The sequence below is a fragment of the Oceanobacillus sp. J11TS1 genome, assembly GCF_018333215.1.
GTDB lineage: Bacteria > Bacillota > Bacilli > Bacillales > Amphibacillaceae > Oceanobacillus.
This window is the reverse complement of the sequence record NZ_BORO01000018.1, coordinates 40,501-64,278: the sequence shown is the minus strand read 5'-3', so window position 1 is coordinate 64,278 and position 23,778 is coordinate 40,501. Positions and strand designations below refer to the sequence as shown.

Genomic DNA, 23,778 nt, shown 5'->3' with positions numbered 1-23,778 from the left:
AGGAATTATGCCTCCTTCTGCTTTTTCATGTGTATAGTAAAACATTTTGCTGTCCAGACACCTAATCCAGCACATGCGATTCCAGCAGCTAAACTCATTCCGACATAAAGAAGAGCCACTGGCAAATGAAGAAGCAGCACGTCTAGTGCGAAGGAAGAAAACGTTGTGAATGCTCCGAGAAAGCCAGTACCGAAAGTCAATGCCCATACTTGCCGAACACGCTTAGAAAGCGAAACAAGCGTTAATAAGAAGCCTAGAAAAAAACAACCTATGATGTTTACCGTAATCGTTGCAATTGGGAATTCCTGCTCTCCAAACCAAAGACTCGTTCCATACCGTGCCATCGCACCAAGGAATGCTCCTACCATCACGAATAGATAATTCATTCCATCACCCGACCTTTATCGTCAATTATCTATGTTCTTATGTGTGTATTTAAAATGTAATCCGAAGCCTCAAAGAAAGCAAGTAAAGTATAGTGGTCTGAAGATTCATTACCTGCCATCCATTTATTTCATTTATCCCCAGCTTCAAAATCATTTTTTCCTCCCTTCATGAAACTTTCTTCGAATTCAGCCGTATGATTATAGTGTACATATGATGCGCGGGGTGATTCGATGGAATTCTTATATGTTATTCAAATATTTTTAATTATCATGTTTTTCTTTTTTGCCTATTTAATTTTAATTCGCAAAAACTATCATTTAATTAGCGGATTTAATACAAGTACGCACGAGGAACAGCAGCAAATGATTCAAGCAGGTTATCCGCGTGCTGTCGGAAAGATGACGCTGCATATAGGCATTATTTTAACAATCGGGTTCCTATTGCAGCTTTTACATGTTCCATACGCCATTGAAGGCTCTTACCTTGTTATGATGATTGTCTTGTTTGTAGAATCATTATGGATGGCAAAAAAAGATAAAAGGAAATCAAAAAAGGTAAATAAAGTGGTTTTAGCGCTTTCTCTCGTTTTAGTTATTGTGATTTTTGCACTCCCTTTTATGCCTAATTCATTGAAGATAGAGGAAGATTCTTTTAAAGTGACGGGGTTGTATGGAGAGGAATGGGCATTTTCCGATATTGAAGAAATCTCCTTATATGACGAACTCCCTCAGATTAAGTTACGCACAAACGGCATTTCTATGTTCGGAAAGCACATTGGGCGATTTCTCATAGAAGATTTTGGATCTGGAAAGCTATATATCGATTCCAATGAGGCTCCATTTATTGTTGTTCGTACCAAAGATAGCTTTGTTATTATGAATACCAATAATGCTGATCAAACAATGGAACGCTATAACCAGCTTCAGCAGGCTTCCCAATTGGATACGAATCATTAAAAAAAGCTGCCCGATCACAGGTCGGACAGCTTTTTAATCATTTCATTTATTTCAAGAAGTCCGGATCTTCAAATGCTGGGTTAGGATATTTGTAGAATCCTTCTCCAGATTCAATACCAAATTTTCCTTTATCCAGATACTCTTCTTTTAACAGCTTCGCAAATTTCTCTGCTTCTTTATTACCAGCTTTGGCTTTTCCGACTGCTAAGTTATAAGGTGTTCTCAAGCCAATCCAATCCAAGGTTCCAAATGGCCCTTTTGGCGCTCCCATTGCTACCATCCATGTTTTATCAATGGTCTCTGGATCTGCAACACCATTTACTAACAAATCTTCTCCTGCATTTAAAAATGGAACAAGCAATGAATTCAAGATATAACCTGGTTGTTCCTTGTAAATTGGAAGTGCAACCATGCCGATTTGTTTAGCAAATTCCACAACATCGTCGAAAACCTTCATATCTGTGCCTTCATGTTTCATGATTTCTGCTGTATTGTTTTTCCAAATCTCATTCGCAAAATGGAGCATCAAGAATTTACTTGGACGACCAGTTGTTTCCGCAAATTGACTTGGCAACATAGTAGATGAGTTAGATGCAAAAACAGTTTTTTCTGGAGCTACTTCCGCTAATTTTTTATAGAAATCTAATTTGATTTCCTCATTTTCCGGCACCGCTTCAACCACTAAATCAGCATCCGCTACGGCGTCTTTCAAATCAGTAGAAAAGCTTATGCTTTCAAATGCCTCTTTTACTTCTGCATCTGTTGCATTTAAATCCTCTTTATAGCGCTCTTGTCATCTTTCCATTCGAGTTTTTGCTGCATCGACAGCTTCGTCATTAATGTCGTACACGGTGACGTTAAAGCCTTTATAAGAAATTTGATATGCAATCTGGCTTCCTAAAACACCACTACCCGCTACGGTTACATTTTTAAATTTCATAAATAATCCTTCTTTCTCCTAATTTACATATATAGCATACGCCTTTTTCAATAAAATATAAATAAAATTGCTTTCCTGAAGTAAATTTTTTCCTATTTATTCGTAAAGTATCATTATAGTGTTCCCAGACTGCGTCTTTTAATTCCTTCATACGAAACTTTTTTAAGCAGGAAAAGCCCCCTGCTTCTTCTTTGTTTCCTTGACAATTAGAAGAGCGGGGAGCAGGCTTGCTTGTTCCATTATTAAGTTATTGCTTATTACAAGTAAGTTAAACGCTTTAGGCTTTTACATCTATGGAATGTCCTAAGTCTGGATGAATCGGTTGATCCAACATTTTTATCAACTCTGCATTTTGCACTTCAGCCTGGTCCATAACTTTTCCCATTACACCAAAAGACACTTGCGTCTGCAGATTCGCTTGACGCATTACCATGGATAATTTTCCAACATCCACTTGTACATTCACCTCGTTTCAGAAACTTTATTACCTAACCCAATTTTAACATAAGATAGATACCTATAGCTTATCGATAACGAATGTCGGGGGAGAAATATAAGCACAGACCTCAACATGTCATACCACCAAAAAAACTTGTATCAAAAAACAGATAGGAACACTTGGTGATATAAAAGATTCATGGTAAAATTTATAGTTAGAATATGGAACTATTTCCAAAGAAGCAGATAAAAAGAACTAGACACTTATTCTTTAGAGGCGTTTTTTTCCTGTAGCGTAAAAGAATTATCAGATATAGATATTTATTATATAAGTTATTTGACTGTTCCAATAAAGATAAGGGAACCATCGTTTGGCAATGGTGATGCTTTGATAAGTAGAAAACAAAGTTCCACCCACTAAGACCAATGTTGTCGTAAAAGGAGGGGAAACAGTTTGGGGAACGGAAATCTATTATTCTATTTTTTGGATGATTTTTTTATTAGCCTTTGCGTCATCATCACGTTAATTGTTATTTATCTACCGTTAAGAACAAAGCTGAAATTAGACGACAAACCGTTTTGGCATAAAGGCATCATTGATGGCTTCGTATGCGGCTTATTTGGTATTATTTTAATGTTATTTTCTACCGATGTTCCAGGCCATTTAGTAGATTTGCGTTTTATACCGATTATGTTGCTTATTTTATTTGAAGCGGCATTCCCTGCTGCTATTGGCAGTGTCGTCATTATGATTGGCAGGTTTATTTTAGACAATGGTACAGACTTTGCAATGACAACCCCCATCTTAATGACGATGTTGTTTATAGGATTCCTATTTATTGATAAGCTGTATCATCCAAAGCAACCAAGCTATAGAAAAAGTTTGGTAATGATTCTATTTTCCAATATTACGTTTATTATCATAATGGTGTCTGATTTTCGGGATTTTCTGCAACAGATGCGTTTTATGCCCGCCTATTTTCTATTATCAATTATTGGTGGATTGACCGCTGTATTTTTCATCAAATATCTAAGCAAGACAGAGGTTCTTATATCAAAATATCAAGAGGAAGTAGCAACGGATTTCCTGACAGGTTTACAGAATATGCGCTCATTTGAAAAGAACTGGGGGAAATTAGTTCAGACCGCCATCACAAAAAAAGAGAAGCTGACCTTGTTAACGATTGATATTGACTATTTCAAACAGATTAATGACACGTATGGACATCCAGCGGGAAACCATATTTTAACAGGGTTCAGTGATATTTTAACAAAAAATATACGCTCATGTGATGTGGCCTTTCGCAATGGTGGAGATGAGTTTTCGGTGGCTTTACCAGGGTGTGCCCTTTCGGATGCATTAGAGGTGGCAGAGAGAATCCGGAAAGAAGTGGAGGCATGCCCATTCAAGATTTCCAGGGACCAGGCCGTTCCCGTGACAGTTTCTATTAGTGTAGCGACTTATCCAGATACATGCACCAGTCACGATCAAATCGTCCAGGCAGCTGATAAATGTTTATATAAAGCAAAGCTATTAGGTAAAAATAGAGTGTATCCTTCTGAAACTCCATTCCGGAAAGAAGTAGAATAATCTTTCGGAAATGGGGTTTTTTGATTTTCTAATCATCCTAATGCTGTTATGGCCTTCGTTTATTTCTCGACATCATGAAAAACAAACATATTTATATTTAGTCAAGCCTCTTGGTTTTTAGTATAGGATGCATATCACTCACACCAAGGGGTTTGCTATAATAATAGCCTTGAATCTCATCAATACCGTGATTCCTTAAGATATCTAACTCTTCTTCCGTCTCCACTCCCTCTGCAACCACCTCCATACCAAGACTCTTTCCTAGCCGTATAATCGTTATTGCGATTTCTTTTTGGTTTGAGGTATCGTTAATTCCGCTGATTAGCGAGCGATCAATTTTCAATATATCCAAATCAAGTTTGCGTAAATAAGCTAAAGAAGAATAACCCGTCCCAAAATCATCCAGTGCTATTTTGATACCCTTCGCTTTGATCTTTTCTAAAATTTGTTGCACATATTTTACATTATCAATAAAAAGACTCTCCGTAATCTCCATTTGAATCCATGATGGATCAATTTGATACGTATCAAGATGAGAAAAGAATGTTTCTACAAAGTTTGCTTGCAAAAACTGACGAGCTGATACATTCACCGAGACAGGAATAGGATGATACCCTTCCAATGCCCAACTTTGCAGCTGTTTACAGACAGCTTGGATAACCCAATCACCGATTTCGTTAATCATTCCTATTTCCTCCGCTAAGGGAATAAATTCAAAAGGGGATAGTTCACCAAATTCTTGATGCTTCCATCGAATTAATGCTTCAACACTGGTTACACTATCATCTTTCGGAGAAACTTTAGGCTGATACACGATATAAAATTGGTCTTGATCTAACCCTTTTCTTAAATCATTTTTTATTTGAAATGATCGATGGTTAGAAAATTTCATATCACTATCAAAAAATCTATAATCATTCTTACTTGAACCTTTCACACGATACATTGCTAAAGCTGCATGTTTCGTAATCGTTGCGGCGTCTCGTCCAGCCTCTGGATAAGTTGCTATCCCAATACTTCCTGTTAGATTTAATTCGTATCCTCCAACAAAAAAGGGATCTTTAAAATCAGCCATCATGGACGCTGCAAAGACTTGCATTTCTTCCGCATCCGTAATCGAATCAATCACAATCACAAATTCATCTTCACCAATCCGCGCAATCATCCCTCTATCACCAACGATCTTTTTAAAACGACGAGCAGCTTCTATAAGCAATTGATCCCCTATTAAATATCCCAATGTATCATTCAAATAGTTAAAGCCATCCAAATCAATAAACATGATGCCAAATTTCTCTTTATTCTTTCCAGCAATTTCTGTTCTTCTTTTTAAATATTCATCAAATTTCCGACGATTGGCCAGTCCGGTTACATAATCAAAGTACGCCATATGACGAATCTTCTCTTCATTCTCTTTTTTATCTGTTATATCAAAACGGATTGCGATATATTGCGTTGGCTCCCCTTTTTCATTTATCATTGGAACAATGGTTGTGTCCACCCAATAAAGCGAACCATCTTTCGCACGGTTTCTGATTTCACCTTTCCAAACATTCCCCTGTCCAATGGTTCTCCACATATTTTTAAAGAATGCTCTAGAGTGATAACCAGAGTTGATAAGTTGGTGGGTGTTTCCAATTAGCTCGTCTCTCGAGTAACCGGATACATCACAGAAATGGTCGTTTGCATGTGTAATTTTTCCTTGCCGATTGGTAATTGCTAATATCACAGATTGATCTAAAGCATACTTCATATCTGATAATTCCTTTAGTGCCAATGTTAATTGTTCATCCGATTGTTTCATATCCGAAATCTCTCCAGAAATTTCTGCACCATCTTCAGACTCAAACCGTTGGCCGGAGATCCTGAAGACCAAAGTTTCTCCTTCTTTTGTTTCAAACGTTGTATGGAAGTGAAGTTGTTCTTGTTTACCTGTAACAAGCTGTGAAAATTTCTTGGCAACGTAAGGACTAACATAAGAGGAGAGCGCATATTCATAATTTTTTCCTGAAATGCTAGCTATCGGCTCATTTAATACATCATCAGATAACTGTTCTTTAAAATAGATCTTTTCATTTTTTATTTTAAACTCTACTTGATTCAACGCTATCCCTCCCTGCATCACTCTCACAGAAGTTTCCTTCTATCAATATATCATGTATAAATTGTTAGCAACATCATTATTTCGACTAAATAAAACATTTTCTGCTAAATTAATTTTTAAATATTTTAATTGGGTTTTTTGACGAAATTTAGGGAAGCGTGGAGTGAGGGAAAAGAACTCTAGAGCGGACGGAAATGGCCCTGTATTCTAAAAAAGAGGCACCTACAGGAGTCTAAGTATATTTCCTACGCTCTATTAGCATATTGTTGGCTTCTAGACGATACACTTTCTTTTTTGTTCCACCCTCTAAAAAGGAGGAAAATTATTTCAAATAAACCTGTAAGGAAATCTTGTTATTTGCATTTGACCACACGGTGTTCTCTATTTTTAGGTTGGCGCTAAATTTTTCAATCCATACTTGTTTAGCGTGCAGCAACGCCGTTAATTCAGCTGATGTAAGTAGGATTTCTTCTGTTTGTTCTTTTTTTGGGAACACAAATACAACGGTTACCAAATCTGCTTGATTGGTTGAAGTACGCATTTTATAGCCTCCTTTTTTAGAAGATAAAAATATAACTACTTTCTCTGCATACGTGCCACAAAAACATACCCTAAAGGTTTGGCGTATGCCACGTTTTCTAATATGATATGGAATACGAAAAGCAGTTTAAAAAAGTTTCAATTTATTTCTGTCATTATTTTTATCACGAAACATGGGAAACATTTGTCTAAAAAAGCCAAGGCTGGGAGTTCTGGTTAGTGAACTCCCCTATATTCAAGAGTCTTTAGGGCATGCCCTTCAATTACAACCCGCAGTCAGTCTAAGGAAGAAGCACAAAAACCGCTTAGGCGAAATCCCATTTTACAAAACCATTGCTGCAATAACTCCAAAAATAAATAACGGAATATTATAATGTAAAAATGAAGGTACACAAGTTTCCCATATATGATCATGCTTCCCATCTGCATTTAACCCGGCTGTAGGTCCAAGGGTGCTATCAGAAGCAGGAGAACCTGCATCACCTAATGCTCCTGCTGTTCCAATAAGCGCCGCAGTTGCAAGTGGAGACAAGCCGGCAGCAACACAAATTGGCACATATAGCGCTGCTAAAACGGGTATAGTACCAAACGAAGTTCCAATACCCATCGTGACAAATAATCCGACAAGCAACATACTAACAGCAACAACGAATGGCGATGTGCCAATAATGGACGTTGTCTGTTCAACAAGCTGTTCAATATCTCCTGTTTCCTTTAACACAGAGGCATAACCAGAAGCAACAAGCATCACAAAAGCAATCATCCCCATCATTCCAACCCCATCTTGGACAACCTTTTCACTCTTATTTATTTTCACCACTCTAGTAGCAAAGAGTACAATAATCCCAGCTAGCGCTCCAAGTACAAGCGATTCCGTAATAAGTTGCGTCGTCAACGCTGCGATAATTCCTACGATTGTCATCCACTGGTAGAACCCCCATCTTACTTCTTCTCTCTTTTCATCTTGTGTGGCAGCAACTTCCTTATCAGCCTCATCCGATCCCCTGCCCTGGGAAACACGGTCTTTACGATAAGTGATAAAAATAGCAATAAGCAAACCAGTAATCATTCCCAGGCCTGGTATCAGCATCGATATTGTCACTTGATTTAAACTGATCGGCATATTATTGGCAATCATTTCATCACGAATGATTCCTTGGAAGATTAAGCCGAAACCTATCGGAATTGTCATATATGGTGCTTTAAGTCCGAAAGTCAATGCAGTTGCCACTGCTCTCCTGTCTAATTTAAGCTTATGAAATAGACTTAATAATGGTGGAATTAAAATTGGTATAAACGCAATGTGTACAGGTATCGCATTTTGTGATAAACAAGCAATGCCTGCAATCGACAACACGAGTGCTCTTTTTTTACCTTTAAAAATGGACAGCATCTTATTGACGAGTGTCGTTGTAATCCCTGACAAACCAATCATCACTGCAAATATACCGAGCAAGATATAACTTAACGCTGTATTCGCCTGCCCACCCATCCCGGATATCATCACTTCCACCGCTTCCACCAGTCCCATCCCAGACACTAAACCGGCTGTTAATGCAGCAAGAATAATTGCGAACAAGACATTAACACGCAATAAACTTACAACGACCATAACAATTACACTAATTAAAACTGCATTTGTAAGCATCTCCCAACCTCCCCCCTTTGTTTCCCACTATTTTATTGGGCTATCCTCTTGTTTATGCCTCGTACGAATGAATATTGATAAACCTAATGATAACGCTAACATTTTTTATACTAACCTGAGGGACAACGCTCTTATTCTTAGCTAAACGTTGAGTGCTGTCCCCCTTCCCTCTAGGAAACATAAAACGCTTTCGCAAAGCTACCTGCACTATTTAATGGATTTAACGCTTGATTCACCTTCTCAATATCCTCTGAAAAGATTCTGTCTTTCGTGATACTCGGAACGACATTTCGCATTTCCATCCATTTTTCTCTTAATTTTGGGGATATTTTATCCACTCCTTGATATTCCGCAGCCTGCAAAGCACAAATACATTCAATTGCCAACACGCGCCTTGCATTTTGAATAATCATACTTGCATGCCGTGATGCAGTTGTACCCATACTTACATGGTCCTCTTGGTTTGCAGAAGAAGGGATGGAATCCACACTGGCTGGATGTGCTAATGTTTTATTTTCTGAAACAAGGGATGCTGCTGCATATTGCATAATCATGGCACCAGATTGTAAACCAGGCTCAGGGCTTAAAAAGGCTGGCAATTCATTTAATTGCGGATTCACTAAGCGTTCAATACGGCGTTCTGAGATATTCGCTAGTTCTGCGACGGCAATTTTCATAAAGTCCATAGCAAATGCAATTGGCTGGCCATGAAAGTTCCCACCAGAGATAACTAAATTACCGCCATCAAAAATAAGTGGATTATCTGTTGCTGCATTCATTTCTATCTCCAGTTTTTCTTTCACATAATCAAGTGCTTGCCAGGATGCACCATGTACCTGTGGAATACAACGTAAGGAATAAGCATCTTGTACCCGCTTTTCACCTTGTTGTGTAACCAGCCTGCTACCCTCCAACCATTCACGCATTCTTTCTGCAACATCCATCTGTTGCGGATAGCCCCTTGCTTCATGTACTGCTGGATGAAAAGCATCGATGATTCCTTCCAAACCTTCCATCGTCATGGCAGCTATCCATTCACTATCAAAGGCGAGCTGTTCTGCCTCCATATAATTCACTACTCCTTGTGCAACCATAGCCTGGGTCCCATTTATAAGGGCAAGCCCTTCCTTCGCTTGCAGGACAATTGGATGAATATCTTTAGCCGCCAAAACAAGAGCGGAATCAACCGCATTCCCTGACTCATCAAAAACTTTTCCCTCTCCAATTAACACAAGTGCCAGATGAGCCAGCGGCGCCAAGTCTCCAGACGCACCCAAGGAACCTTGTTGCGGGATAACTGGATGGACCCTTTTATTGATCAGCTCTGCCAATAATTCAACTAAAACGACGCGTACACCTGAAAATCCTTTCAGTAAAGCGTTTAAGCGCAGAACCATCATCGCACGTGAAACAATCTCTGGAAAAGGCTCTCCAATACCACAGGCATGAGAACGGATTAAATTCAACTGCAAGTTTTCTACATTCGCTTGATCAATGATAACGTCACTAAATTTCCCGAAACCTGTATTAATCCCATATACTGTTTCTTTATCTGCTACAATTTGATCGACCGCACATCTGCTGTCATGAACCTTTTGCATACTTTCTCCTGAAATCATAATTTTTTCATTATCCACAAGAATTCTCTTTAATTGATCCATTGTTAAAGAATGACCAGTTAACTCAATCATGGACGATTCCTCCTTTTATAAATAAAAAGGAGGCGATAACGGCATACTTAAGTAAGCCATCATCACCTCCTAACAACTCGTTACTATAGGTCATGAATTTATCACGGAGAAGTGCCCGTAAAACTCCCCTCAAAAAGAGTGAAAATATATTTATTTAGGCCTTAACTCCCTGAATCACTCAACTAATCATTCAGAGGGAGAAAGCCAAAAACCCCCACTGAATGAAGTTTCGTTTTATATTTAATTATTAAATGTGGTTAATACCAAGACCAATCGCTTCATGCTCCAGTCCTTTTATAGGCGCTCCAATTGTCCCGTAAAAAGCGACAGCAATCCACTCTCCTTCCTTTTCTTCTGTATATGGTTTACCGCGCACAACGGCAAAACGAAGGCCTACTGTCCGCATTGTCTCTCCAATTGCCAACTGCCCTCTCGTTACCCCCTCAAGCGCCTCCACAATCGTGTGATATAATGCATGTGTTTCTCGATATATGCCCTCTTCAATTAATTCGCTTCGTTTAACTGCCGTTTCCACTGCGGATATAACCTTTTGCATGTTCATGGAACCTACTTTTCCAAGACATGTATCTACTTCATTAAATAAAGATTCAAAGGAGCTGTATTCACTTTCATCTAACATAGCAAGTAACGTTGCAATTTTTCCAATTCTAATTTTCTGCGACATGTAAGCGCTCCCTTTTTATTTCAAAAATAACCCTAGCCACTACTAACTACCTACAATTATAATCTGAATAGTGGTAATAGTCAATTACTTTTTTCAATTTTAACGACCAGACTTCATTAATGTTTTCTGGCATCCTATTCTAAATTTCCATTTAACCTTCAACTATTCTACAATAATAGATATGCAATTGGTGTTACGATAATAATCGTTAATATGGTACGCTCCATCCAAATGACAATTAGTTTTGGAATACTAATAGGTATTTCAGTAGATAAGATACATGGAATCAAAGCTGAAAAGAAAAGAATCGCTGATACAGACAAGACGGCAATTACAAATTTCGAAATTAATGGCGCATCCGTAATAAGCAATGACGGTAAAAACATTTCGGCAATTTCAGAAGCTGCAGCCTTTGCAGCTAGTAATGGTTCTGGAACTTGCATCATCCATGTAAATGGGTAAAAGATATAACCTACGATATCAAATACAGGGGTATACTCCGCTAGAACTAGCCCTAGCAGACCGACCGACATAATTGACGGTAAAATTGCCATCGTCATGATTAATCCGTCCTTAAAATTAACCCCTATATTTTTTAATATTGCCGGTGATTTATCAGCTACTTCCATCGCTAGTGACCATGCAACTTTTATTCGGTTCTTTTTAATAATTTCTTCTGGCTGTCCTTCTTCAACATAATATGCATGACTCATTTTGTTCAGAGGCCATATCCTTACCGTTATTGCGGTCACAGTGAACGTAACGAATAATGTAACCCAAAAATACGTATTCCACACTTCCATTAAATCAAGGGTATTCGCTATTACCACCATAAAGGTAACAGAAACAGTTGAAAAACCAGTTGCAATAATAGTAGCTTCTTTTATCGTGTACTTCCCTTCTTTAAAAACCCGATTTGTAATTAATAGGCCAATAGAATAGCTTCCAACAAACGAAGCCACTGCATCAATAGCAGATCTTCCTGGTATTTTCCAAATCGGACGCATAACAGGCTGAAGGAGAACCCCAATAAACTCTAATAATCCGTAACTTACAAGCAAAGCAAGAAATACCGCTCCAATCGGCACCAGCACTCCAACCGGAATAACTAACTTTTCAAAAAGATACGGCCCGATATTTGGATCAAATAACCAATTAGGTCCAAAATCAAAAATTAACATCGTTGTAGCCACTGCACCTAGAATCTTAAATAAAGATAAAATGATGTTCACCATATCTTTATTCCAAGTCCGACTTATAAATGGATAGACCGCACCGAAAACAATAATAATAAGAGCATAATAGGGAATAGCAGCGGAAAAAGTAGTCCGTACATAGGTTACAATATGATCAAGCGGAATAGACGACACACCATTTATTGTAACCGGAATAAAAAAAGTGAAAATCCCAATCAAACTAAACACAAAAAACTTCAGCAAGTTATTACTGCGAGATGGTTCAGCCTCCTTAACCGTTACATCTTGTGGAGCATGGTTCACTTTATTCACCTCTTTTATTATTTTTAGACACTGCTTCAAGATGACTATCCCATCATCTTCCCCTTTTACAATATCCCGTTAAAAAGGACAGCATCGTATGGACGGCATTTTTCACCGTTATTTGCCCCACATCTTTTCTCGGGTCTAGACAAACGATATCCATCGCTTTTACTTTCGGATGTTCTCCAGCAATCTGCACAGCATCAAATAATTCTTCTGTATACATGCCGCCTGGCGCTGCAGCTGGTGTCCCAGGACCGTGGACGATATCTAATACATCCATATCCACGGTTAAATAAATGGTGTCTACTTGCTGATTCAACTCTTCTAATGCGCCTTCTATAACTTGTTCTATCCCCTTTTTACGCGCTTGTTTCATGGTCGTATAATGTACGCCTTCTTGATCTGCATAGTCTTTTAATTCCTTTGCGTTGAAGAAGCCATGCAGACCAATGGTTTGTACATGGTCTCCTTTCACCGTACCGCTCTCAATGATATTTCGTATGGGGGTGCCATTGGCAGGACCAAATGTCTCCAAATCGCGCAAATCAAAATGGGAATCGATTTGTAAAATACCAATCGTCTCGTCCGGGTGCGCATCTTTCCAACCCTTTACCAGCATGGCAGTGATGGAATGGTCCCCGCCAACAGTAATCGGTAATGTATGCGGGTGATGACTGCGCATGGCAGCCATCGCCCCTCTTATTTGCCGGTGTGTATATTCGATATCGGTGACATGTTGTTTCACATCCCCTAAATCAATTACCTTTAACGATGCCAAATCCAAATCTTCATCCAAATTATACGTTCCAAACGACTTCCACGCTTGCCGCATCGCATCAGGGTTATCACTGGCTGCTGATGTGCTGATGGAAGATTTGGAAAGGGGAACACCAAGGATTGTTACATCATAATCCGACCAGTTCACCTTTGTATCTCCAACCGTTTCAATCCATTCATGCACTTTTATATCATGCGCTTGATCGGTTTGTTTTGTCCATATCATACTTGGTCTATTTAACATCGGGTATGGATAGTTACTCATTGCAGCTGTCCCCCCGCTACAAGCTGTTTTCCAGATTTTATAACCGTATCGACATGATTCATGCCATATTGATAAGATAACGTTAAATAATTTGGCACATCAAAAATGGTTATATCTGCCTTCTTCCCCGCTTCTAAACTACCTATTTTATCCGCACATCCGATTGCATGGGCTGCATTGATGGTTGTTGCCGTTAAAACTTCTTCCGGTGTCATTTCCATCTTCAGGCAACCTAAATTCATTATAAACGGCAAGGAAATCGTAGGAGACGATCCTGGATTTTGATCCGTTGATAAGGCGACAGCGACCCCTGCATCAATCATTTTCCTGCCCCGAGCAAATTCTGCCATTAAGAAGAATGCGGTACCAGGCAATAAAACACCCACAACTCCCTTCTCCGCCATCGCTTTTATTCCTGCATCGGATGCTTTCAGCAAATGGTCGGCTGAAATAGCCCCAACCTCCGCTGCTAATTCCGCACCAGCATACGGTTCAATCTCATCCGCATGAATCTTTGGAATAAGCCCATGTTCTTTACCAGCTTCAAGTATTCTCTTTGATTGTTCCGGTGTGAAAACGCCGCGCTCACAAAATACATCATTAAATGTAGCTAAGTTTCGTTTTGCCACCTCTGGAATCATTTCTTCAATCACACGTGTTACAAAATTTTCAGGATTCTCTTTTTCGTCCATTGGTACAGCATGTGCACCCATAAAAGTAGAAACGATGTCTACGGCATGATTTTTTTGCAGTTGTTCTGCCACTTCCAGCTGCTTTAATTCATGCTCTAACGTTAATCCATAGCCACTTTTCGCTTCCACAGTTGTCACACCATGTAATAAAAACTTATCTAAACGTTTTTTAGATTCTTCATATAACGCTTCGTGACTTGCTTCTTGTGTGGCACGCGTGGTGGCATGAATTCCTCCGCCTGCCTCCATAATTTCCATATATGTTTTTCCTTGAAGGCGCATGGCATATTCATTCTCACGCGTACCAGCATGGACAAGGTGCGTATGCGGATCAACCAGTCCAGGGGTTACAATTTTTCCAGTCGCGTCAACTTGGGTCGCTGCATTGAGCTGTACTTTATACTTTTCCCGAATTTCCGCATCCGTACCTATATCCACAATCTTCCCGTCTTCAATCCAAATACTTCCGTTTTCAATGACCGTTATTTCCGACATTCGCTCTTTGGTAGCGGGCTTATCAGAGTGTCCAGCCATGGTAATTACTTGATTCGCATTTGAAATATACATCCTTTGTGTCAATGTTTCTGCCTCCCAGTATCAAAAATTTCGTCTGCTGTTTGAATCACTCGACTATAAAACGCCGGTCCCCCGGAAAAGAACTCCCTTTCCTGGGGGATGGGCGATTGATCAAGCTTTATTTGTTTTCTAACATTGGAATATTCACATTCTTTTTACTTGCTGTTTCCTGCGCCAGCTCATAACCTGCATCCGCATGGCGAGCAATTCCCATGCCAGGGTCTGTCGTCAATACACGTTCTAGACGTTTTTCAGCATCCTTCGTACCGTCCGCGACAATGACCATACCGGCATGAAGGGAATACCCCATTCCGACACCGCCTCCATGGTGAACACTGACCCAGCTTGCTCCACCGACACTATTAATTAACGCATTTAATATCGGCCAGTCGGCAACTGCATCACTGCCGTCTTTCATGGATTCTGTTTCCCGGTTAGGAGAAGCGACTGAACCGGAATCAAGATGGTCACGGCCAATAACAATGGGAGCACTTAATTCTCCGCTGGCCACCATATCATTAATGATTTTCCCGAATCTCGCACGCTCTCCGTAGCCAAGCCAGCAAATCCGTGACGGCAGCCCTTGGAAACTCACTTTGTCGCGTGCCATGCGAATCCAATTACATAAATGCGTATTATCGCTAAACTCACGTAAAATAACTTCATCTGTTTTATAGATATCTTCCGGGTCTCCGGATAACGCTACCCAACGGAATGGTCCCTTCCCTTCACAAAATTGCGGGCGGATATAGGCTGGAACGAAACCAGGGAAGTTAAAGGCATTTTCTACTCCTTCGTCTTTTGCTACCTGACGGATGTTATTTCCATAATCAAATGTAACAGCACCCTGCTTTTGCATCTCCAGCATGGCTTCTACATGTTTAGCAATACTTGCTTTGGATAGAATGGTATATTCTTCGCCATCCTTTTCCCGTAAATCCGCAGCTTTTTCAAGCGTAAACCCTTCAGGAACATACCCATTCAGCGGGTCATGTGCCGATGTTTGATCGGTTAACACATCTGGGATAAATCCTTTTTCAATCATTTTTGGTAACATTTCTGCTGCATTTCCTAATAGACCAATAGATAGTGCTTCTTTCTTATCACGCGCTTCGTAAGCAAGACAAATAGCTTCATCAACGTTATCTGTATACGTATCTAAATAGTTCGTTTCGATTCGTCGATTAATTCGATGCAGGTCCACTTCCATCGCAATGCAAACACCGCCATTCAACGTTACAGCGAGCGGTTGCGCACCACCCATCCCCCCAAGTCCAGCAGTTACGGAAATCGTACCAGCTAAATCACCGCCGAAATGCTGTTTTGCACATTCGGCAAACGTTTCATAAGTGCCTTGCAGAATCCCCTGACTCCCAATATAAATCCAGCTCCCCGCCGTCATTTGTCCATACATCATTAACCCTTTTCGGTCCAGCTCCTGAAAATGATCCCAATTGGCCCAAGCCGGTACAAAATTGGAATTCGCAATCAAAACCTTTGGTGCATCTTTATGAGATGGAAAGACAGCTACTGGTTTACCAGATTGAATTAATAACGTCTCGTCCTCTTCCAATGCTTTTAAGGCTTCCACAATCGCATCATAACAATCCCAGTTTCTTGCTGCCCTACCAATGCCGCCATAAACCACTAAATCATCTGGATTTTCTGCTACATCAGGATGAAGGTTATTATTTAACATGCGTAATGCCGCTTCTTGAATCCAGCCCTTCGTGTTTAATTCCGTACCTCTATATTGTTTGACTGCTCTCGATTTCGTCTCTGACATCCTTTATTCACTCCCTGTTTATCTCTTCTGATAATTCTTATTTTATCAACAAGGGCCCGCGGAATATAGATAACCCGCTTTCGAAAAGTGATAAAAATGACAGATTAGGATAACGCAACATGTAAAACGCTTACATTTTATAGTAATAATATTTGATTATGATAAAAATAAACGGTTATTCCCGTTTTTCTTCCTATCTATGAATAGTCCTAGCATTTATTGCCCCCTCCATCCGCGTGGAGTCACTCCCGTATGCGATTTAAACACCCGGCTGAAATAATTCGGATTGCGAAAACCAACAGCGACGGCAATATTTTGAATGGGCTCATCTGTTGACCCAAGCAATTCTTTCGCTTTTTGCAATCGAATATAAGTCAACATATCCCGAAATGATTGATGATACCTTTTGGCTAGAATATGACTCAGGTGCGACGGGCTGCGGCCAACATGTGCAGCTACTTCTGTCAGCGATAGATTTGTATCGTTATAGTGATTTTCCATATAATTAATTGCCGCTTCAATGACATCTGCCTTCGCATATATGTTTTGCTCTTTAACCAATTGAAATAAATAACGAATAAACAAAATAAGTTCTTGAACGATCCGGTAAAGAACAGGACTATATAATATACTTTCAAATATTCGTTTATAATAAGCTTCACTATCTTTATTTTTCAGCCCTTTTCGAAACATAAACCGGCGTATCTGCGCAAGAATACTTGTTAAGCGCGTACGGAGCAGGCCCGGCTCAGGATATGGCGATTGCAGATCAAAAAATTCCTCATACAACCACGTTTTCAGCTTGTCCCCTTGCCCTTCATCTAGCATATAGACCCAATTTCTTTGCTCTTCCACTGTCAAGAAAGGATCGATATCTATCCAATCCTGTATATCTTCTGCATTCAACACTTGCTTGTAACCTGTAAAAAAAGTTGTTTCCATCATCCGAAGCAATTTCATATAAATTTGATGAAGCGAATCGGCACTCCCTGTATGTACAACCATCGCAATAGAATTTCCTTCCGCATGCCCCCATTCTCTTAAAAACCGCTGTGCTTGTTTTAAAGGGGAGGGGAAATCATGTTGAAACACGAGAACAAAGCAATCAGGAGTTGGAAATACCAATGGCTTATAATCAAAATCAAATTGATCGATAAAAGCCCGTAAATCGTCCAGAGTTTCCCGCTGTTCAGCCTCCACTAAATATACCGGGTAAGAAAAAGGAGCATCATCATGCCTAAATAAAGCCTCATATCGAATATCATGTCCGGATTCTGTGTCAGCACCTCGCTCACTAACCGCTGATAGATTTCCAATAGCCTGTTGTAAGGAATGCTTCACACGCGAAGGAGAAATCGGCTTCACCCACAAATCCACAGCCTTCATAGACATCGCCTGCATTGCCCGCTCAAATGTAGCCTCTGCAGTAATTGCGATAACCTGCCCCGCATAACGGTGAATAAATGATTTAACCATCTCCCACTTCTCCGCGGGTACCATGTCTAATTCCATACACAAAATATCAGGAAGTTCATTTTCAAGGGTTGTTAGAACTTCAGTTACTTGATCAGCCAAGCTAATATCCGTTATTGGAAATGAATATTTGGACAGTAACCAACGAATGCCCTCAAGTTCCTCTCGATCGCGATCAGCTATGAATAGTTTATAGATGATAAAGACCTCCCTTAGATAGACTTGTCTGTTTATATATTCTTATTGTATTATAAGCGTCTATTGTTTGATATGATTTTTGATTCTTTGGAGAATAGATTAAATTATTCTGGAAGGTTGAAGAAGGGGGCTCTGAGGTAAGTATCCTAGTATTACGTGGAATTTTGTAAATGAATGAAATAACCTTCTGCAAGATAAAAAATTAATTCATGGCAGTACATAAGCACTTCTGTTGGGCTCAGGTATTAAAAATGTGCACAAGAAAAAACTGCTAAGAGTATTAAAGAAACAATTGTTATAACTGTTTTATAGTTGTTCTGATTGATGAGCAATCCAAATCTCTAAAGAGAGCGTACTAGGTTCATGATTACTCCCGACAGCAAATATGAAAATAGGATTCGGTTTATGAACCAAATCAGTTGAACATCATTTTTCCTCAGCCATTTGAAGCTTTTGTGGTTTTGAACCTTCCATACGTTTGATTATACCCCTTGCCTCTAAATCCAACTTAACCGCAGTACAGTACCAGGATGGAGAACCATCAAAACTAGTGGATAGTTGATGTGCCACTTCACCCATTAATTCCTTAAAAGCAATTGTACCCCTTTCGTCGATAATGTTTAATATGGTTTCTTTTACTATTTCATACTTATAATGATCTATTACTGCACCTTTTTTGGAAGGGTCAGGATTTAATAGTTGAATTTTATTCTCCATCTCTAACACCCCGTTATTGTTTAATACGATTATTTATTAAAAGCAGCCCCTGCCTCTGCAATCACTGCAAGGATGAGAGCTGCTTCTTTAGCCAATCTACCCGTGTATTTTTTGCACACATTCACTTCACAGTATAAATGTAAAATTTTTCTTAACAAAATGCTATCCCATCTCCAGTTTTTTATATATTCATTTAAAATATCTTATCCACACCCAGCTTTAATCCCTTAAAACAAATTGATTCCAGCGTATCTTCCCCTGAATAGAAAAGTGGCTTTCTATATAGGTCATGATTATCTAAAGAATAAACTTCAATAAGTTCATTTTGCGGATCGACTATCCAATATTCCTTTACAAGCGCCTTCTCATATAAATTACGTTTCATCATTTTATCCATTTTTGCACTAGAAGGTGATAGAATTTCGACGATCAAGTCAGGTAAACCGGCACAGCCTTTATCATCTAGTTTATTTTTATCACAAATCACAGAAAGATCTGGCTGGACAACATTAAAAACGTCATTGGCATCTTTCCCTTCAGAGAAAAGCCGAACATCGAATGGCGCTGCAAATACCTGGCATTCTTTTGCTTTAAAAAAGTCCATCAGCTGATAAGATAAGTTCATTGATACTTGTTGATGTTTCGTTGATGGTGCAAGAGACATGCTATATGGAATTCCATCGATAATTTCTATTGGTTCATCATTAGACCAACCTAAATAATCTGAATAGGAAAGTTTCTTATCATATGGTGGAATGCTCATAAGTTTAGCCACCTTTAACCTTTTAGTAAATTATTCCAGATACTTACATTTGATCAAATATTTCATTGGTCCTGCTCAAAGTCCTTAAGCTGAAGTGTATTCAAAATAGGACTGAACTCATTTTTCAATTTTGAATATATCCTCTTTGTTTTCATTGAATTGATTAGCTATATAATTTCTTATTATCTCTTCCGTTACTGTTCCAACTGTGGAGCAGAAGTAACCTCTTTCCCATAAATGCTGTCCCCAATATCTTTTTAGTTCTGGAAATTCATCCTGTAATAACCTTGATGATCTTCCTTTTAGATATTGCATGATTTTACTCGGGGCGATGCTTAGGGAAGCGGATACCGTCTAAAGACGGTGAAGTTAGACCACGCATTTGTAAATTAAATTATTCTGGAAGGTTTAAGAAGGAAGGGGCTCTATGGGAGGTAAGTATCCTAGTATTAAGTGGAATTTTAAAAATGAATGAAATAATGGTAATAACAGTCTGCAGGATAATAGATTAATTCGTGGCAGTGTATGAAAACTTATGTTGGACTCAAGTATTCAAAACGTGCAAAAGAAAAAACTGCTCTTACTCAAACATTAAGAGTTACAATGATCAATTACCGCACCTTTTTTGGAAGGGGCAGGATTTAATAATTGAATTTTATTTCCCATCTCCAACACCCCATTATTGTTTAATATGATTATTTGTTTGAACGAATTAAATGAGCAACAATTAGCCTTAATTGGCTAGACATTATATAAAATTTTATCATAAGCCGTGCTGCATAGCATCTTTTTATAGACATCAGCAGCCACCTGTGAATCTTATTGTGTAAAACTCATAATAATTCGCTTTCACAGAAATACACTGAAAAGAGCACCCTCTCACTATTTAAATTGAATATACTTGTTTGGGTGGATTGGCTGATTTAGTAAGGATATAGAGCCGTTGAAAAAGGTTTTTGATTTTTATTATTTTTTGATAAGGTATAAGGAGTACTGAAAAATCATCACCGACCCGTATCAGCAATGAAACATCTTAGAAAGCAACTCCCGTCTACGAAACGTTTTAAGAATGAGAGTTACTTCTTAAGTTGATTCATGTTTATGTCTTCTTTTTCTGTATCTCGAAAGCCTCTCCCGGAATACTATCGACAAGTTCATTGATCGCAAAGGCAGTGTCGTTTTCTTCCATCTAATTTCTAAATCTAGCGGCAAAACTACTTGATTAATGGTGCAATGTTTAAACATAAGCACACCTCCTAAATTATTGTTTGGTCACTTTAGTTTTATCAAAAGGTGTCCTTTTTGTTTACTAAAATAATGTCAAAAAGGCGTGGGGTCTACACTTTATTAGTATAAGCTCCAACGCCTTCATTTTTATTTACCGGAGTTTTGTCCCAGCCTCTATTTATTTTTACTCACACCTGCTAAAATCGTTAAATTACTTACTCAATATCTGTCGATACATCTGACTCTATAATAGCCATTCTTTCCAGTTTATCAAACTCAGCTAAATAAACACTATATGGAATCGCATGTTTAGCTACCTCAAATTCATAATAAATAATACCAGGCTTATTAACATTGACCTCGATTAAATAAACAAAAGTATTTTTATCTATTGCTAAATCCAGAGCTAACTCACTTAATTCATTATTATATAACATTTCGAAACTTGTAGCAATATTTAGGGATATTTCCTCTATTCTTTGCTTTATTTTTACTTTTTTATCATTGAAATTCCTATTTAAAAATCCCTCTAATCCACCAATATATCCGCCATTTCCAGTACTTGAAATGGTGGCATAATTAACACCAATTCTGGGATAACAATTAACAAAAGACCACTCTCCATGTCCATCCTTCATCAAATGAACTCTTATATCAAATGGATTTCCTTCTTTCGTTCTTGTTTCTATATATCGTTGAACAACAAAAGTTCCTTTTTTAATCATGCTTCTTAAATAATCTGATAAAGAAAATTCACTATGATAGGTTTCTTTATCTCCATCTACTACAAAGTACTCGTTCATTCTAACCTTTTGAATAAAATGTACTCCTTTAGCAAAAGATCCCACCTCCGGTTTAACAATAACTGTTCCATATCTTTCAATAAAACGAAATACATCTCGTGGTTTAGTAACTTTTTGATAGGGAATAATCACATCGTCAACTGATTTAGTTTCTGTTAACTTATCATAAACCTCTAACTTACTGATTGAATTCCCGTAAAATTCATTGGTAAAAGGAATCCCTTCTAATTCTTCATATACGGTATTATGACCTTTTACCCCTCTTAATCTGAGACGATCATAAATGACGTCTGGATAGCCGACTACTTTAGGAATCCATTCTTTATCTTCATAAAAATATCCTTTGATAAACATTTCATCGTAATCTATATCCTTCGGTGAAAAGTAAAAGAAGTCAACATTCTCATATTTTGCTACATAAGCACAAGCAATAGCTAACTCATCTTCCCCTTGTTCCGGTACAAGCATGCCAACACTTGTTTTTTTACTTAGCTCAATCCAAGGTAATTTCGTATTCCTAGCATTAAATTGCCCTTTATTAGTTAATCGTTGCGAGCTATTGGTTAAGTAAATTCCATTTTCTGCAATATACTTTGCATACCCAATAGTATTCACTGCACGTTCTTTCTCATGATAAGTAGATTGTGGTCCCATATTCACTTCATGCAGCCAGAAACGTCCTGTTTTATCAATGGTTATATCTAATCCTAGTTCATCGAGTACTAATCCATATATTTTATCTAAATGCTGTGTTAAATCTAATGATAGTTGTTTCAAATCTTTATTGTACTGTTTTCCTTTTTCTCCAAATTCATTGATTAAAAACGGCTCTAAATCACCTGTTTTACCCCCACGGCTAATATTACTTAGTATACTCTTTTTATTTCCAATACGTGGATATATTTTTGTGATTTGCCATTTTCCTTCTGCATTTTTTTGGACATGGGATCGAATATCAAATGGCTCTCCATTTTTTGTACGAGTTTCAACGTATTGTTGAATCATGTAATGGCGCCCTTTATACAAAGCAATTTCATATACCCAGTTTTTTAATTCCGATTGATTAAATCTAAGTTCCTTTGTATCATCTTGAACAATAAAATGGTTTTTATTTTTTATAATAAAATAAATGTTTAACCCTCGTCTTCCTACAACAGGTTTTAATACGGCTCTTCCATTCTTATTTACAAAGTCCAATACAATGGATTCATCTGTAACCATTTTAAAAGGGACCAATAAATCGGCAAACTTCAAATATTGAAGCATCTTCTTAGGTAGATGCAATTTATTTTCGACACCGAAACTCGTAAAAGGCAATTTTCGTCTTAATTTTCTTTCTGTTAACGTTTGTCTTACCCTCGGAGTAATACCAATATTATGAATAACATTAGGAAAAGAGCTCAAGACAGTTTCCCATGAATTATTTATGTACATATCACCTTTTATTTGTTCTGTTTCAAAGTTTACATCTTCCGAAGAAAAAAATAACAAGTTTGCTTCTTGTTTTTTCGCCTCTTCTACAAGTGCCTTAATTCTAGCTTCAGGGTAGCTTTTTCTTGGATTGTTCTGGTCAAGATAAACACCAATTGTTATTTTCTGATTAGAATGGTCGCCATTACTTTCCTGAAAAATCCTTTTCAGTTTTCTTAATTGTGGCTGTAAAGAAAAACGGGTTATTTCAGATACCTTTGAAAAATTGCTTTTTTCCATTTCCCGAGCAATGAATAATAATGGCTTATTAATTTTTTCTGTTTTTATATCGTCTATTTTTATTTCCGCTCTATTAAGCAAATTATCAATAGTTGTTACTCCTTCTACAATAGAATTAAATATAAATATACTTTGATGGAGCTCTTTTTCCTTAATCAATTTAGAAAAATGATCTGTAGCTTCTAATAGTGTATCAATAATATTATTCAGTTGAAATATTTGTTTTTCTTCTAATTTACGCATTATGAAAACTCCTTTACTATCTACATAGCATACAAAATAGCTATTTATAATATCGGACAAAAAGTC

At 38.1% G+C, this 23,778-nt stretch carries 17 protein-coding genes and 2 pseudogenes; 2 read left to right on the top strand and 17 right to left on the bottom strand.

Going from position 1 to position 23,778, the window contains the following annotated elements; genetic code table 11:
- Positions 1-5 precede the first annotated feature (5 nt).
- Positions 6-386: a fluoride efflux transporter FluC gene (locus KI343_RS13800; RefSeq protein ID WP_212927004.1), complete on the bottom strand. Its 381-nt coding sequence runs from the start codon at positions 384-386 to the stop codon at positions 6-8.
- Between the two features lie 231 nt (positions 387-617).
- On the opposite strand from KI343_RS13800, the gene KI343_RS13795 reads away from it, so the two are divergent.
- The gene (locus KI343_RS13795) at positions 618-1,343 is read left to right on the top strand and encodes a DUF3784 domain-containing protein (protein WP_212927003.1); all 726 of its coding nucleotides are present in this window, start codon (positions 618-620) and stop codon (positions 1,341-1,343) included.
- A 46-nt stretch (positions 1,344-1,389) separates the two neighbouring features.
- Here the strand turns inward: KI343_RS13795 and KI343_RS13790 are convergent.
- Positions 1,390-2,283, bottom strand: a pseudogene (locus tag KI343_RS13790) (3-hydroxyacyl-CoA dehydrogenase).
- Positions 2,284-2,560: 277 nt separating this feature from the next.
- Positions 2,561-2,737: a YjfB family protein gene (locus tag KI343_RS13785; protein ID WP_212927002.1), complete on the bottom strand. Its 177-nt coding sequence runs from the start codon at positions 2,735-2,737 to the stop codon at positions 2,561-2,563.
- Between the two features lie 438 nt (positions 2,738-3,175).
- On the opposite strand from KI343_RS13785, the gene KI343_RS13780 reads away from it, so the two are divergent.
- Positions 3,176-4,312: a GGDEF domain-containing protein gene (locus KI343_RS13780; RefSeq protein ID WP_212927001.1), complete on the top strand. Its 1,137-nt coding sequence runs from the start codon at positions 3,176-3,178 to the stop codon at positions 4,310-4,312.
- Positions 4,313-4,409: 97 nt separating this feature from the next.
- On the opposite strand, the gene KI343_RS13775 is transcribed toward KI343_RS13780, so the two are convergent.
- The 14 genes and pseudogenes from KI343_RS13775 to KI343_RS13710 form a co-directional block, all read right to left on the bottom strand.
- Entirely contained in the window at positions 4,410-6,416 is a 2,007-nt protein-coding gene (locus tag KI343_RS13775) for a putative bifunctional diguanylate cyclase/phosphodiesterase (protein WP_212927000.1), read from the bottom strand.
- Positions 6,417-6,738: 322 nt separating this feature from the next.
- The gene (locus tag KI343_RS13770; RefSeq protein WP_212926999.1) at positions 6,739-6,957 is read right to left on the bottom strand and encodes a hypothetical protein; all 219 of its coding nucleotides are present in this window, start codon (positions 6,955-6,957) and stop codon (positions 6,739-6,741) included.
- Positions 6,958-7,278: 321 nt separating this feature from the next.
- A complete protein-coding gene (locus tag KI343_RS13765; protein WP_212926998.1) occupies positions 7,279-8,604 on the bottom strand; it encodes a Na+/H+ antiporter family protein in 1,326 nt (441 codons plus the stop codon).
- A gap of 170 nt (positions 8,605-8,774) precedes the next feature.
- A complete protein-coding gene (gene hutH, locus KI343_RS13760) occupies positions 8,775-10,295 on the bottom strand; it encodes a histidine ammonia-lyase (RefSeq protein WP_212926997.1) in 1,521 nt (506 codons plus the stop codon).
- Between the two features lie 247 nt (positions 10,296-10,542).
- A complete protein-coding gene (gene hutP, locus KI343_RS13755) occupies positions 10,543-10,980 on the bottom strand; it encodes a histidine utilization transcription antiterminator HutP (protein WP_212926996.1) in 438 nt (145 codons plus the stop codon).
- Positions 10,981-11,147: 167 nt separating this feature from the next.
- Complete coding sequence (locus KI343_RS13750) at positions 11,148-12,419, bottom strand: YjiH family protein (RefSeq protein WP_374705442.1); 1,272 nt, start codon at positions 12,417-12,419, stop codon at positions 11,148-11,150.
- Between the two features lie 112 nt (positions 12,420-12,531).
- Positions 12,532-13,524, bottom strand: a complete 993-nt coding sequence (locus KI343_RS13745) for an agmatinase family protein (protein WP_212926994.1) — start codon at positions 13,522-13,524, stop codon at positions 12,532-12,534.
- Complete coding sequence (hutI, locus tag KI343_RS13740; RefSeq protein ID WP_212927015.1) at positions 13,521-14,783, bottom strand: imidazolonepropionase; 1,263 nt, start codon at positions 14,781-14,783, stop codon at positions 13,521-13,523. The genes KI343_RS13745 and hutI overlap by 4 nt, the downstream gene beginning before the upstream one ends.
- Before the next feature lie 127 nt (positions 14,784-14,910).
- Entirely contained in the window at positions 14,911-16,578 is a 1,668-nt protein-coding gene (gene hutU, locus KI343_RS13735) for a urocanate hydratase (RefSeq protein WP_212926993.1), read from the bottom strand.
- Between the two features lie 216 nt (positions 16,579-16,794).
- A complete protein-coding gene (locus KI343_RS13730) occupies positions 16,795-18,234 on the bottom strand; it encodes a helix-turn-helix domain-containing protein (RefSeq protein WP_374705441.1) in 1,440 nt (479 codons plus the stop codon).
- Positions 18,235-18,675: 441 nt separating this feature from the next.
- Positions 18,676-18,966 (bottom strand): DUF6958 family protein, encoded by a 291-nt coding sequence (locus KI343_RS13725; protein WP_212926991.1) that lies wholly within the window; start codon positions 18,964-18,966, stop codon positions 18,676-18,678.
- A gap of 193 nt (positions 18,967-19,159) precedes the next feature.
- Positions 19,160-19,729, bottom strand: coding sequence for a Uma2 family endonuclease (locus KI343_RS13720; protein ID WP_212926990.1), 570 nt, complete (start codon positions 19,727-19,729; stop codon positions 19,160-19,162).
- Positions 19,730-19,846: 117 nt separating this feature from the next.
- Positions 19,847-20,068: pseudogene (gene tnpA / locus KI343_RS13715) on the bottom strand (IS200/IS605 family transposase); the annotation flags it as partial.
- A gap of 1,103 nt (positions 20,069-21,171) precedes the next feature.
- Positions 21,172-23,712 (bottom strand): YheC/YheD family protein, encoded by a 2,541-nt coding sequence (locus KI343_RS13710; protein ID WP_212926988.1) that lies wholly within the window; start codon positions 23,710-23,712, stop codon positions 21,172-21,174.
- Positions 23,713-23,778: the final 66 nt, after the last annotated feature.